General features: G+C 56.5%; 9 protein-coding genes and 2 pseudogenes. 3 read left to right on the forward strand and 8 right to left on the reverse strand.

Annotated elements, in window-relative coordinates; genetic code table 11:
• The first annotated feature begins 426 nt into the window (after nucleotides 1-426).
• Together AC3WOG_RS14175 and AC3WOG_RS14180 are read left to right on the forward strand one after the other, a co-directional pair.
• Nucleotides 427-759, forward strand: coding sequence for a helix-turn-helix domain-containing protein (locus tag AC3WOG_RS14175; RefSeq protein WP_492578591.1), 333 nt, complete (start codon nucleotides 427-429; stop codon nucleotides 757-759).
• Between the two features lie 234 nt (nucleotides 760-993).
• Nucleotides 994-2,970, forward strand: a complete 1,977-nt coding sequence (locus AC3WOG_RS14180; RefSeq protein WP_492578592.1) for an O-linked N-acetylglucosamine transferase, SPINDLY family protein — start codon at nucleotides 994-996, stop codon at nucleotides 2,968-2,970.
• A 244-nt stretch (nucleotides 2,971-3,214) separates the two neighbouring features.
• Here AC3WOG_RS14180 and AC3WOG_RS14185 read toward each other — a convergent pair whose 3' ends face one another.
• The 3 genes from AC3WOG_RS14185 to AC3WOG_RS14195 all read right to left on the reverse strand — a co-directional run bounded on the left by AC3WOG_RS14185 (nucleotide 3,215) and on the right by AC3WOG_RS14195 (nucleotide 8,486).
• Nucleotides 3,215-4,084, reverse strand: a complete 870-nt coding sequence (locus tag AC3WOG_RS14185) for an EAL domain-containing protein (protein WP_492578593.1) — start codon at nucleotides 4,082-4,084, stop codon at nucleotides 3,215-3,217.
• A 497-nt stretch (nucleotides 4,085-4,581) separates the two neighbouring features.
• Nucleotides 4,582-7,824, reverse strand: a complete 3,243-nt coding sequence (locus AC3WOG_RS14190; protein ID WP_492578594.1) for a hybrid sensor histidine kinase/response regulator — start codon at nucleotides 7,822-7,824, stop codon at nucleotides 4,582-4,584.
• The gene (locus AC3WOG_RS14195) at nucleotides 7,824-8,486 is read right to left on the reverse strand and encodes a response regulator (RefSeq protein ID WP_492578595.1); all 663 of its coding nucleotides are present in this window, start codon (nucleotides 8,484-8,486) and stop codon (nucleotides 7,824-7,826) included. Before AC3WOG_RS14195 ends, AC3WOG_RS14190 begins: the two co-directional genes overlap by 1 nt.
• A gap of 119 nt (nucleotides 8,487-8,605) precedes the next feature.
• Between AC3WOG_RS14195 and AC3WOG_RS14200 the strand changes: the two genes are divergently transcribed.
• Nucleotides 8,606-8,980 carry a hypothetical protein gene (locus AC3WOG_RS14200; RefSeq protein WP_492578596.1) on the forward strand — a complete coding sequence of 125 codons (375 nt, stop codon included), beginning with the start codon at nucleotides 8,606-8,608 and terminating at the stop codon, nucleotides 8,978-8,980.
• Between the two features lie 823 nt (nucleotides 8,981-9,803).
• On the opposite strand, the pseudogene AC3WOG_RS14205 reads toward AC3WOG_RS14200, so the two are convergent.
• The 5 genes and pseudogenes from AC3WOG_RS14205 to AC3WOG_RS14225 all read right to left on the reverse strand — a co-directional run.
• A pseudogene (locus AC3WOG_RS14205) lies at nucleotides 9,804-10,115 on the reverse strand (DUF1801 domain-containing protein); the annotation flags it as partial.
• 24 nt (nucleotides 10,116-10,139) lie between these two features.
• A pseudogene (locus tag AC3WOG_RS14210) lies at nucleotides 10,140-10,316 on the reverse strand (SRPBCC family protein); the annotation flags it as partial.
• 213 nt (nucleotides 10,317-10,529) lie between these two features.
• Nucleotides 10,530-11,657, reverse strand: a complete 1,128-nt coding sequence (locus AC3WOG_RS14215) for a DUF2827 domain-containing protein (protein ID WP_492578597.1) — start codon at nucleotides 11,655-11,657, stop codon at nucleotides 10,530-10,532.
• Nucleotides 11,658-11,807: 150 nt separating this feature from the next.
• Entirely contained in the window at nucleotides 11,808-12,962 is a 1,155-nt protein-coding gene (locus AC3WOG_RS14220) for a DUF2827 domain-containing protein (protein ID WP_492578598.1), read from the reverse strand.
• Nucleotides 12,959-14,116 carry a DUF2827 family protein gene (locus tag AC3WOG_RS14225; protein WP_492578599.1) on the reverse strand — a complete coding sequence of 386 codons (1,158 nt, stop codon included), beginning with the start codon at nucleotides 14,114-14,116 and terminating at the stop codon, nucleotides 12,959-12,961. The genes AC3WOG_RS14220 and AC3WOG_RS14225 overlap by 4 nt, the downstream gene beginning before the upstream one ends.
• Between the last annotated feature and the right edge of the window lie 13 nt (nucleotides 14,117-14,129).

The raw sequence follows: 14,129 nt of genomic DNA on the forward strand, positions 1-14,129 counted from the left end.
AACGGCAGGCGACGTAGATCGCCATGAATGTTCGTCGTCGCAAACGGCTGATTTCTAGCGTCGCGCGTGGCGCACTCATGGAATCCTGCTGAGACAGCATGCGCGATGTGGTCGCAGCAGAGCAGACCGCGACCACATCACGTGGGAGGTAGTGAAGGCACTCGTCGGTGATCCGATGCTTGCCACAATGGGACTCATTTGCGGAACGGGTGTCATACCCGCTCTTGCTGGCTCCAGTCATAGCGACGCAAATTCGTGCGCCGCAGGGACACGAACTCCCATGGAGCGGGCGCGTCGCTAACAGACGCGATAGCAGACGAAGGGAATGCAGGCCCGTTTTTCTTCCGTTCGACGATTGACATCTCGGTCAGGTGCCGACTTCAAGAACATCGCAGCGCGGCCCTGGTCAGATCACGAAAGACACTTATGAACCAGGCAATCCGACCTTTCTTCACTCACCGCGACCTGTTGTCGAAAATGGAACCCGAGAAGACATATTCCATCACGCAGCTGGCGAAACAATTTGATGCCAGTCCCTCAACAATCCAGCGCATGTTGACGACCTGTGTCAGCAGTGGATATGTCAAGCGGTCGCCGGAGGGAAAGAAGACTTACGCACTTGTGCAGCACACAGACACGGAAACAAAGCGGGTGGAAAGCCGCCTTCAATTGCGCGGGACGCTCCAAGGGTACGACGGCGAGCAGCAACTCTTTCGCGACCTCTGCATGGCAAGCCGTCCGCCTATCCGCAGAAATTGACCACGTTTCGTGTATCTCGCCGTTGTGTCGGCAGCCACTGCCTGGCCACGATCCGCACTATAGACCGTAGCACTTAAAGTGCTTTGGTCAGCTTCGCCGGCGGATCATTCCGTTGAAAAGCTGGGCATGCTCCCAGGCTCGCATGACCTATGTCGGCATCGTGATCAATATCGGGGGCATTCCGACGACTAAGCGGCATGTTAACGACGGCTTAAATCTACATCGGATATCAGTATGGACATTATCAAGACTTCGCTAGTCAAGCTGGTGAGATGCGCGGTCAATGGCGGCCTGTCCGCGCAGGCAGACAAAATTCTCACCACAGCGCTTCTCGACGGCGCGGCGGACGCAGACCTTTATTATCTGGCCGGCAACGTAAAGTTGAGGGCGCAGGCCTATGACGACGCTTTCGCGCTGTTCGTACGGGCCTCAGAGCTGGCTCCATGGTGGGCATCCCCTCTCAATAACGCCGGTATCTGTCATGAGCGGCGCGGCGATCGTGAAGAAGCCTACCGGTTTTATGCACGGGCCGCAGAACTCGCGCCGAACGATCGCCTTGTCGTTCGCAATGCGGCCTACGTTGCGTTTGGACTTAAGACCCGACCATTTCGCCTCCTCGCAGCAAGTCATTTGATGAAGCTGCTGGAACACTATCCTCAGGATTCGGCAATTCATTCGAAACTGGGATATGTCTACTTCTACCTCGGCGAGACCAGGAAGGCTCTGGAGCATGCGAGCCGCGCGGTTGAACTGAACCCACAGAGCGTTGCCAGCATCGTTCAGAAGGTTGCCTTCCACCTACCCATTGTCTACGAGACAGTCAAACAGATCGACGCCGTCAGGAATGAGATAGGCAGTGCGTTGGAGGTAATGGAGCGGGAAATAACGCGAGCCCTCGCCCAGTCTCCTGTCAACGCCGAGGAGTTACGGGATATATGGTGCGATCCGCTCTTCTACCTGACATATAACGGGCGGTCCAACCTTGATCTGTTGAGCCGGTTCAACGATCAATTGGCTCGGATAATGGCAACAACATTCGCCCGAGCATGCGAACGTGCAGTCCAAAACCGTAGAGTGAGGCGCAGTAATCCAGGTCGCGGCAAGGTTCGAATTGCATTCGTTTCCGCCTTCTTCTGCGGGCATTCAATCTGGAAGATTCCGACAATCGGATATTACGAGAACCTGGATCGGGATAAGTTCGAGGTATATACATATCATATGGGCGCGTCGCATGACCGCTTCACGGCGCATGCGAAAAGTCTGTCAGACAGCTTCTATTCAAGTACGTTCGTCGGTGACATTGTTGAACGACTAGCAACCGACGCTCCGGACGTCGTCGTGTTCCCGGATGTCGGCATGAACTTCAGCTCATACTGCCTGACTTGTCTGCGGCTCGCGCCCGTGCAGGTTCAACTACTTGGTCATCCAGACACTTCTGGTGCGGCCGCAGTCGACTATGTCATTTCGTCAGAGATGATGGAGTCGCCCGATGCGCAAGACTTCTACCGGGAGAAAATTGTCCCGTTGCCAGGACTCGGATGCACCTACTCGTTCGACTATCCAGGACCGGCCGACATCGACCGCGCATTCTTCAATCTCGACCAACAAGATGTCGTATTCGTGTCGCCCCAGTCCACCTTCAAGTATGTGCCCGGAGACGACGATATATATCCGCTCATCGCCGCCCGCATCGGCGAAAGGTGCAGATTCATTTTCTTCCCGCGATCCGATGACGCAAGTATCAATATATTTGTCGATCGACTGAAGAATGCCTTTGAGCGTCACGGCCTATCCTACGAGAAGCACGTCCGGTGCCAACACAAGCCGCTGACACAGCCGGAGTTTGTTGCACTCTGCGCCTGCGGAGACGTCTTTCTTGATAACCCATCCTGGTCCGGACACAACACCGCGCTGGACGCTCTGCACGGAGGAACACTTGTCCTCTGCCTCGAAGGCTTGTATATGCGACAGCGGCACGCGGCAGCACTGATGCGCTATCTTGGATTTGCAGAACTTGTGGCACCCAACAAGGCGGGCCTGATTGAGCTTTGTGTCCGGTACGCGGCCGACACGGCTTACAGGACTCACTACCGCACCCGACTTGCCGTGAGCCTTCAGCAACTGGCAAGTAAAAATAGTGTGCGTGCGTTTGAAAAATTCATCATTGAACATGCAGATGACGCCACACATCTCGAGGCGGCACTTGCGTAAGAGCGTTGTTAGCGGATTCCTCAATTATTAATCGACTTCCCAGAAGACCGTGATCACAAGGTTCAGCGCTTTTTGTGACGCAATGTGCGAACTATCGGTGCGCCCGGTGCTTCGAGCGATTGCGAGCTTGACTAGCAGTGATGCCACGGCATCCTGGCCGGAGTTGCGACAGCGAGTCCCGAGAGTCGGGCAGGCCTCTCCAAAAACGTTGCGCGCCGGCTCGACGTTTTACGAAGCGGCCTCTTTAACGTCCGCCGCCACCTGCCTTGTGCGGATCGACCTGACTCAGCGCGGCGAGATTTACGGAAGCTGGCAGAGCTTCAGCGGATACGGGACCGCCAATCAGGGCTCCCTGCAATTCGATATCCGCATATTCCCGGACGACAGCGAGTTGCCCGTCTTTATCAACGCCAGCCACGATCAGTGTCAGACCCAGATCCCGCAGCAGTCGCGACACGTTCGACAGAATCGCTCTGGATACGGCCGAGTTGGGCAAAGTAACTGTGAATGTGCGCCCGAATTTAACGCCAGATACGGGCAATTGCATTAACAGCGGCATCGATGTGTGACGCGCACCAAAGTCTCCAAGCACGATCCTATAGCCTTTTTGCCGAAGCAGTTTAAGTCGCTCAAGCAACTGTGGCGACTTCTCCAGCCTGGATGCCTCCGACACTTCGAGTGTCAGTTGTGACGGAGCCAACCGGTTTCGCGCCACCGAGTCTTCGAGAGCCCCTGGAATTTCCGCTGTACAGATCTGCGTCACCGACAGGTTGAGCAGGATCGACGGCACACCGCCTCCCCATTGACTCCAGATCCCAAGCTGCCTGCATGCCTCCGCTACAACGAATTGGCCCGGTAACGCCGATGCTCCAATGCGCTCCACGCCGGGATTGAAGTCGTCCTGCGACAGGACTCCCCGATGCGGGTGCGCCCAGCGCAGTGACGCCTCCGCGCACGTGATGACACCGGAACGCATAGAAACCACGGGCTGATATTCGACCAGGAATTCACCCCGCTCAATTGCCGCTGTCAGATCCATCTCCCGGAGCGGCCATGATTCTTCCCCTGCCGAGCCATTCAACGCATCTTGTTGAAGCGTGTCGTCCGCCTCCATTCCCGTCCTCCTATCGATGCATTTGGCCTCTGCAAGTTGCGAGGCAAACTATTCGGCACCTCGCCTTCCAAGTCCGCCTGGCTCCGCATTGCTTCCGCCTGGATCGTTGAACTTCGGGATACGCCCACGAAATTTTTAACAAACCTTAAAGCAGCTACTTCGCTGCGGGTATAGCAAATCTTCGAAATAACGTTTGAATTAGCCAAACGTGCGTGGCGCATAACTGCGCAGCCGACGGCAACGTTACGCAGTAACGCCGGTGACCAAATCCATGGAAAAGGAGAAAACATAGCCACATCGTGACCGACCATGCTGCCTGACGCCACCTGATCCCGAACACTCACGCTACAATCCATACACTACGCAGCACCGCCCTCCAGCTTGTTCGACTTCATCGAAACGAGCGTTCACTTTCCCCGAAATCCGCACCGTAGAAGGGGTAGTCAATATTCGCCTGGACATTTCGTCATCGCACCGATGTACAAGACGAGACAATGTCATTCGCCAAGGGTCGCAATCATCCGCTGTAGCAGCGCGTCGATCGCCCGCGCCTGAAGTTCAATTTCTTCGTCCCATTGGGCCGCCGTTCGCGCGTACGAACGAAGCTCCTGGCACTGCTCGTACAGCGCAGAAGGTCCTAGTACAGATAATCCGCCAGCCAGACCATGCAACCACCGTCTCAGCTGCGGTACGGACTTTTCCCGCACGACCTCTTCAAACTCTGCAGTGTCGTGCCTTGCCTGCATCACGAAAGCCCCTGCATACTCTTTGGGAACCTCCGGCACCTCGGAAAGCGCCTCTTCGTCGCCACTGCCGGCAACGTCGCCGGCAAGGGGCTTGATCCGCTCGATAAGTCGTTCGAGGGTTTCAAGTGGAACCGGCTTCGCCAGGTAATCTGTGAACCCTCGAGCCCTTCCTTCCGCAATGTCCTCTGGCCGCGCGCTAGCACTGATCGCATACACCGGTACGCTCAAACCAATCTTTCTCACTTCGCCGAGCAGCTCAAACCCATCCATCAGCGGCATGTCAATATCAGTCATCACCACATCTACTGGCTCTTTCATCAATCTTGCCAGCGCTTCTTCACCATTTGCGGCTTCAATGACCCGCGCGCCCAGCGTCGTCAGCTGGTCCAAAAGCAGGCTGCGATTAAGGAGATTGTCCTCCGCGATCAGAATGGTTGCAGTTGCCGACGTGCTCCATGTCGGGCTTGCCCGCGTCGCGACGCTATTTCGCCCCTCTGCGATCATTGCAGCGGCCGATTTCAGGCCAGAAATACCATGCATCGATACTCCAACGCTGCCGTCATCCCGCCGGACCGGGATAAGTGGGCCCGCCTGCTCCGCCCACAAAATCGAATCGGGCCTGCCCCACCATGCCGAAACGTCCTGTGACCTAAACTCATCCGTTGCTATCAGAAAGTCATAGGAATTCGCATCGATCGGATCGTTCAGATTCGTCACCGTGGTGACAACAGAGTCGCCTGTATCGAAGAGATTACTCAACCACTCAAGATTCTCATGCGCTCTGCAAAGAACGGCCGGACGCCGGTATCCAAGCGTGCGGTCAGCGGCACCCGAATCGGCGCTGGATACCTGGAGCGGAAGTACAACCGCGATACGTGTTCCAACTCCAACCGTGCTGTCAAGTTCGACGCGCCCGTGCATCAATTCGCAAAGACGGGCGCAGATTGACAAACCCAACCCCGTTCCGCGGGCTTGCGTCAGCCTGTTGCTGTCGCCTTGCGTGAAAGGCTGGAAGAGTCGGTGCTTGAGTTCATCCGGAATTCCAATCCCTGAATCCGTGACGCTGATTTCAAGACTGCCGTCGCACCAGCCGGCACGCAGGACAATCTTGCCCGACTGGGTAAACTTAAATGCGTTACCCAATAGGTTATTAACGATCTGCGCAACGCGGATGGGATCAAACAGAAGTCTCGACGGTATGTCTCGGTCGTACACGGTGTAAAACCTCAAACCCTGCCGCTCCGCCAGCGGGGCATGGGACAACGCGAGCCGGCCAAGCAACTCCGTTACGTTTGCCCATTCCTCCATGAGGCTAAGTTCGCCGACGTCAATCTTCGAAAAATCCAGCACATCATTGACGACCTGCAAAAGTCCCCGGGCCGACGTTTGCATCGCCTTCACCCGAGCCTGTTGCTCAGCGGCGAGTGGTCCCCGGGCGAGAAGTTCGATATTGCCCACCAGGGATGACAGCGGTGTCCGAATCTCATGACTCATCGACGCAAAGAAGGCTACCTTCGCCTTCGCTGCAGCGTCGCTCGTCAGCTTGGCTTCGCGCAGCAGGATTTCCGCCTGATAATGCGCAGTCATATCTATCACTGCACAGAAAAATACATCCTGTTGATTAAGCTTAGCGGGTGCGTAGGTAATTTCGAGGTGAGCAGAAGGCTGGTTAGCCCGTGCAAGGGAAAAAGGAAACTGGAATATATGTCGATCATTTTCGTCCGCACTCTCTCCCGCAAGCGACGCTTCGAAAGCGCTGTGCAATTCCTGCGGCATCCTCTTATCTGAAATACGCAGGCCCAGTACCGCCCTTGTGATCGGATTCGCAACAACAATCTCGAGGTTGGAACGTCGCACGATGCAGAGGCCAACTGGCGTCGCGTGAACCAGCAGATGGTTCAACATTTCGCTGTCAAGCGCCCGCGACGCTTCGGAGTAAATACGCGTCAAAAACCGATAGTTCCAGTATCGGTAAGCTACTAGCAGAAGTATTACCAAGACAACTGTCGCACCTAGAATAAGTAGCAGTTCGTATCGTAACGTCTGTAGTTGCAGTGAGAAAGGCAGGAGATACGTCATATGTCCGAAACCCGCGAACAAAGCCGGCCGACGCAATGCCCACCCGTAATTGGGTATCCAGTGATACAGCCCGTCCTGCTTCCCTTCGAGCCGCGCATCGATGCGACGCACCAGATCGGTCTGCCCGGTTGAAACGAGCGGCACGCCATCTGCATCGATGACAACCGGTTCCTGAGCTCGTCCTGCCTTTTCAAGAGGCGATACGAGGCTATCGACGTCCATGCTTGACAGCACTACGGCATATAGCCGATCGTCTTTGGGGACAAGCGACGCACCGATCATCCGCGGTTCCTTTCCTGGACCATCGCCATGGACTGCGAACCATACGACCCACTTCTTCCGAGCAGCGTCCAATGGATCCATGCCGCGATTCCGGAATCGCGCGAGGATCGCGTCCACAACCGCTGACGGCGAACCCGGACTAAGCGGAAAAGAGTCCCCAGGAGGGAACAGATGTCCATACGCCGACGTTCCGTCTGCCATGATCATCGCAATGCCAGGCGTTTGACCCGAGTTCGTAAGAAGCTGCACTGCGTAATCACAGCTTTCTCGCAGCGCAACGTTGTCCCCAAGACCTTCGGCGATCGGACCACAGGCATGAAGCGTCGGCGTATGCTCGTTTGATGGCAAACTGTTCATGCGCAACTGCAGCACCAGACTCGCTGTTGTCAACATCACGCGCCGCTGCAGGAATGCGTCTACGACTTCCTTCTCGTGGATACGCGCCGCCTGCTCCTCCTGCTTGAATGCACTCTGGAAGAGGCCCGCGACCGTCATTCCTGAGATAGCAATGGCGGCGCATATCAGAAGAAGAATGACAATTGAGAAAACTCGGCGCTCTCGCTTGAGGTTCGACTCAATGGAATAAAATTTCTTCAGAGGCGACTCATCCAACTCTTGCAGGATTTTTTGCATTAGACCAGTCCCTGTTCCCGTGCGCAGGTCACAAGATCAATGTTCGAATCGACGTGCAGCTTCCGCATGGCAGAGCGCTTTTGCGTTGCCACCGTTCCAAGCGACCGATTGAGCATGCGCGCAATTTCGGTCAGTGAGATGCCCTTGGAGAACAGCCGTACAACTTCCAGCTCCCTTGGCGTAAGCATTTGAAAATCGGGGCGACCGGGCTTTACCACCCCAGCGACGGCCAGCCTGCGCTCCATGCCGGGGGAAAGGCACTGCTTCCCGCTGCGAATGACGCGCAGACAGACCTGCCCCAATTCGTCCATCGCCTCATCCTTGCCAACAAGACCGGCCACGCCGATGCTGGAAAGACGGCTAAGCACGCCACTATTGGTCAGCATAGTGAATACCACAATCGGCGTGCGTTTGTACGCCCGCCGCAGATGCGTGATAAGACGAAGACCGTCCTTGTCGTCGTCAGCCTGCTGCATGGTGAAATCCGTCACAACGAGATCGGCCTCTTGCGCTGCCAACTCGCTGATCAATCCGTCCCCGGAAGCCACAGTCGCAACAACCCGGAAGCCCGGGAGCGAATTCAAACAGTCAGCAACTGCAAGCTGAATGACCGGATGATCGTCAGCGATCACGACCCTCGTCTGACGGGATGCATTCAACATGGCCACTCCAAGAGACGATTATCGAATACCAGCAGCCTCCTCACCCCTTCGGCGGCATGCACGCGGCGTCTAATACTCGTTACGCATAATCGTCAAACATGTGCCGCGTCAGGAGAGCGGTGAACAGTCTGGCCATCTGTTGCGTGGAATATTCGGCGCCCATGGACATCGGCCCGGAACCGTCCAGCCTGCCGGAGGCACATGCGGTGCAGCGCGACGAGGCACTAGGCGCCACGTGGCTCTTTTATTGTACGGCATGCTTCCCGCTGCTTATACCGTTCATCACCGTCTGGGAACCGGAAGCGAGGACAGCTCGCATTGTAGCAACGCACCTGAAATCCGCCGCTCTGCCCGGATCTGAATATGCAGCGAACCGTCTCAATCCGGTCGAATCCGACGGCTATGGGTGCGTCGCCAAGGTCGGAGCAGCCCACCTCCGCTTCCTCACGGTCGACGACCGACGCCTGGCGAAGTTGAAGCAATCCCTGCCTTGATGTCCGTACCATCGCAAGTGCGAGGACGCCGATAACCATCAGCATGATAGTCACAAGCAAGGCGAAAGCCAGGACCAGGCCGCCACTCAAAACGTCGGCATACCAGACCGAAAAAAGGAGTGCACAGAACATGACAAACAGAAGAGGGACCAGGAACAGGCTGAGCCCGACATTGTTCACATGCGCCCGGTACGTGCCGAGCGATGACACAGACAAATTCTCCCGCATCGAACCCTCCCATGGATTCTGGCTGCCTCCGCCGACGTTGCCCGGACCGCGCACTTTGCAAAGGACTGCGAAGACGCTGCTAACGGCTTCCCATGTGGGCAAATTGCCCAGACATCGCGCCATAACAGGCGGAGCAGATTAAGTCGAACGCCACTCCGCGCATATCGCAGGAGTTAGAAATCCGGCAATGGTGCAGCCCCCTTAAGCGCTTCTGCCACGCCAATGCGCTGTCCAATCAACACGCTATTGGCTCGCGCCGAGGAAGAACCAACAACTTTTCGGCCCTCTGCGACAGACAGACCGAACGGGCCCAGCCAAATTTGATGAGGTGTCTTCGCGGCAGCTGGGAAGCGGTCGCCACGCCCCTTGCTCGGGCAATGGCTGACAACTCCCGCACGGTTCGCAGCCGGGTCCCGCCTGCTGGCGCAAAAGGAGGACTCGCGAACAAGTTTTTTTTGGCCGTTCGCGGGGCGGGTTCACCTGTAAAGTTCATTGTCTCAGCGATGCCCGAGGCGCCCCGCTCGTCTTCCACCTCACGCCCGGCGAAGCAGCGGACTCGAGTCGGCGAGACAATTGGCGAGAAGAATCAATAGCTTCACGTCTTTTTACTTTTGCGTACTTTCGCTCGAGTACCCACAGGCGCTTTCTTCTTCAATGTGCTCTGATTGTAATCAATAGCGGCACGGACGAGATTTTCTAGAGCACGCTCATTGATCTTGTCGTCCTCGAAAAAATAGATCGTTCGTCTCGCGTTGCCTTCGAGGCCCGCGTTGAAGAACTTGTCAGGATCTGCGAGACTCGCCCCCCGGGCAAAGGTAAGCTTCGCCTTCTCTTTGTGCGCGTTGGCGACCGCGATTATTCCGTCGTGAGACCACCCCGGGCTTCCCATCCACTTCCATTCCTCGATTCCTGGCTTTGAATCGTGTCGGCATCAATCCATCCACGCCAACACCGGCTTCAGGACCGCAAAGAATTGCTGCCACCCGCCCCTGGCGCCCTGGTAGGCCTGCTGCTGATCCGGCCGGAAGCCCGACTGCTCCATGCGCAGATGCGTCCCTGTGCTCGTAGGGGTGAGAGTCCACGTGACGACACTCTCGAGACCAACGGCACAATGATCCTCGCCACGGGGGCCACTGGCCATGTGAGGGCGCCGTCGTCTGCAGGTTGGTGCACTCGGCCGATAAACGGCTGGAACGTTCGCAAAGGCCGCGTGGCGTCGCCCACGAACTGAATACCAAGGAAAAATAAGCCCAGCCTGGCCGACTTCACGCAAAAGGTAGCAGCGAAAGACGGTGGGCCGGCCAGTCCGGCACACCCTCGCTCAACAGATCGGTCGGGCCATGATTTCATCAAGCAGACCTGAATACGTTGAAACGACATCCGGATTATCGGGCAAATGGCGCGCAATGGCGTCGCGCTGCGCTTGCCGGTATTGGACCGCATCTGCGTCGTGAAACCACAGTGCGCGGATCAACTCGTCTGCTCCACCAGCGACGTCGTTGTCCTCGTAGTAGTAGCCCATGTCCCGGCACATTGATGCGTTATGGATCAACGGATAGCCCTGCCAGCAAACCTCCAGATAGAAATAGTTAAGCGGATTTCCCAGTTGATGCGATATGACGACATCCGTGTATTCGGCAAGGAAGGATGGGGTTTCATATCGCCCCACAAAGACAGCCTTTCTGTCACGGACGATGTCTAGCTGATTCATCAAAGATACAAATTCAGGACTTTGCGTGGCCAACTGCTCCGCATTGGTGACCTGAAGCCGCGCAATGCTGTCCGGACGTGCGCGATATGCCAGCTCTGCGATCAACACGGGATACAGGCAGAACTTGACTACGTTGATATTCGGCTCCATCACGCTTAGCCGCCTCGGTCGCGATGAAGCCTGGTACACACCGCCACCGGGCAACGCTCTCACCTGGTCTTCCAGAAAAACCGGGCTCCATACAAATGGAATCACGCGGGCTTTTTTCCGGCGGATCACCTCGAAATAAGGCAGGTTCAGCCCAGCGACCTGAGGAACGGCCCAGATATCGTCATACCGCTGGTTGACGAACAGGTGCGGTCCCCATAAAGACTTGCGAAACAGGACAGCCTCCATCGCAAGGACATACTCAGATCCGCAGCAATACGATATCAGGCGCGCGCCTCTCGCCTTGAGGTAATCGGTCTGGTTACAGTCGATCTGGCCGCCGAGCTCAATCATGATGTCAACAACATCTTTCGCCACATCGAAAGCGACAGTAGGAAATTGCTCGAGGCTCCACGGCAACGCATCGGTGATGGGCGTCGCCGTCGTATTGACGAGCGTGACGCTCTCAACGTTCGGGCAGTTGCGCAACGCCAGGGCGAGAAATGCAGCGTTCTGCTTGATCCCGTTATTCCAGAGGGTTTCTGCCGGATGATGCAATCCGATCGTGATACCGATTTTCAACTTTTTCATCTAGCAATCCATTCCCGCGCTGACGGCGCGGATACCCAATGCCAACAGTCCGCCGCGAACCGCCCTGCCTGCTCGTCGGCAGCCGCATCAGACAAGGGGCTGGCGTCTGCCATCCGTGCGCGAAGCTCGCTCCGCGATCCGAGGCGATCGTCAGGGCTCGTCGTAGAGCGAAGCGATCGCTTCGGTATAGGCTCGCACATTGGCGTCGTTTTCCGGCGCAAGTCCGCGCAGGAATTCGCCTGCGGTTCGCCGGTAGTGATCGAGATTGGTATCATGTTCCATATACGCTCGCTGCAGTGCCAGCGCGCCTTCCTCGCAGTCGAAATCATGGTAACGGTAACCACAATCGCCAATCAGATGAGAATTGTGAACGAGCGGATAGGCACCAAAAAGCGCTTCGTAATAGACGTAGTTCTGCGCGTTCTCCCACTGATGCGACACGATCGCGTCCACGTCTGACGCCACGACGCGGTACAGCGGAAAACGCCCCTCGAATGAGGCAAGGCCGTGCTTCACGATATCCAGGCTGCGGGCGAAGCTTCCGAAGGTCGCGTTTTCCTTCATGGCAAGCGTGTTGTAGACCCTGACATATTCAAGAAAGTCAGGATTGGCTCGATGTGCGGCTTCGCAGCATAGCATCGGGATAAAACTCGTTTTGACCAGGCAGAGATTTGGCTCAAAGATGCCGACGCGCCAGCGACGACGCTCGGGCTGATAGCCAAACGACGAACCGGACGGGAGATTTGCGATCTCGCGTTGCAGAAAAACCGGGCTCCACAAGTGTCCGAGAATCCGCACAGGCGCGCGAAAGGCGCTTCCGTAGTATGGCGCCCCAATCTTTTCATATTGGGGCAGAGTCCAGATGGCGTCATACGGTTCACCGGGAATGAGCATCCCGTTCGGCTTGCCGAAGATCATGCGCTCAACATCAATCACATAATCATTTCCTACGCGCATCGACACGACCTTTCCCTTGTGCTCGCGAAACGAAACGATCCAGTCCTTTTTAAGCTGCGCGCTCATCTCGATCATGACGTCCAAGGTCGTCGCTGCGTCGCTCATGCCGATAACCGGCACCGGTGACTCCCGTAGAAATTCCTTCGATTTCACTTCATTCGCGGTCGCCCCGTCGACTACCAGGTAAGTCTCGCTGACGATCGGGGAACGCATGAGGAGCATGACCAGGAAAATGCAATTCTGATAAATGCCGTTCTCCCAGAGCGACTGCCCCCCGGCGCGCACGTGCATCGAAACGCCAACACGCAGCTTTCGGCTAAACACTGAATTGACGGACGCCGAAGTCATACGGCCTCTCCTTTCCTTTCACTGCGGCACAGGTGTAGAAGCCTTGCCGAATATGCAGCAAGGGTGCCCGGTTGGAAAGGGTCGACCTGCTCAAACACCTTCGCTGATCGGCTGCTGTAATCCGTCAGGGTCCTGGAATGATCATGGGCAAGTTGCCTCAACAGGCGCGCACCTTCGATGACGTCGAAATCGGGATAGTAGTAACCTGCCTCTTTCATCCATTCGGCGTTGTGGACCAGAGGATAGTCTCCGTACAGCACGTCCAGCGCAGTATACGTCTGCGCGTTTTGCCACTGATGGGCGACGACAGCGTCTGCGAACTGCGGCATGAAGCTCACGACATCGTGGAATCCATGGAACGTGGCCTTGTGCTCGCGTACGATATCCAGCGAGTTGGCAAGGTAAAGCATTGTCGGATGGTCCTTCATATGAAGGCTGTTCAGCACGTGCATGGCCTGCACCGATGTTCTGTCATGCCGATAGGCTTCGTCACAGATCAGCATCGGAATGCTGGCGTTTCGGACCACTGAAGCATTGGGCTCGAAAATGGCCACTCGAACGCTGTTGGCAGTACCTGCGACTTGCACCTGCCGACCATATCCGAACTCAAGTCCGTGTGCCTGTAACTGTCTCGCTCGCTGTCGCACGAATTCCGGATGCCACATGAAAGGCACCTCGTGCACTTCGCACCGGTGCACTGTCCGCATCATCGACTCGAACGGCCGGTCTTTTGTCATTGTCCAGATTTCGTCAAAACGGATTCCCCAGCGAACTGCAGCGAGGCGCCCGAATAGTGCCGGCTCGGCAAGCTCGGTAAAAGAATCGCGCGCCTGATAGAGCACCACCTTTTTACCCCGCGCCCGCATCAGTTCCAGCCACTTCGGATCAAAAGCGCCTGCCAGTTCGATGAGGACGTCCACCACGTCAGCGGCATGCTGTGGAGTGACGAGTGGAAGTGGCCTGACGATATCCGTGTCTGGTGCGGCGGCTACACTCCCGCACGCGACATCGACCAGTGTCACCGAGCGCACGAAGGGCAACCGCTGAAACGCCGCGGCGAGAAAGATCGCATTCTGGTACGGGCCGTTCTGCCAGATATGCTGCTGGCTTGTGTCTACGGAAATTCCAATGCGTAGGTACTTTTCGTCAACCATAGATTCCGACCTC

It is taken from the genome of Paraburkholderia sp. FW306-02-B (assembly GCF_058782725.1).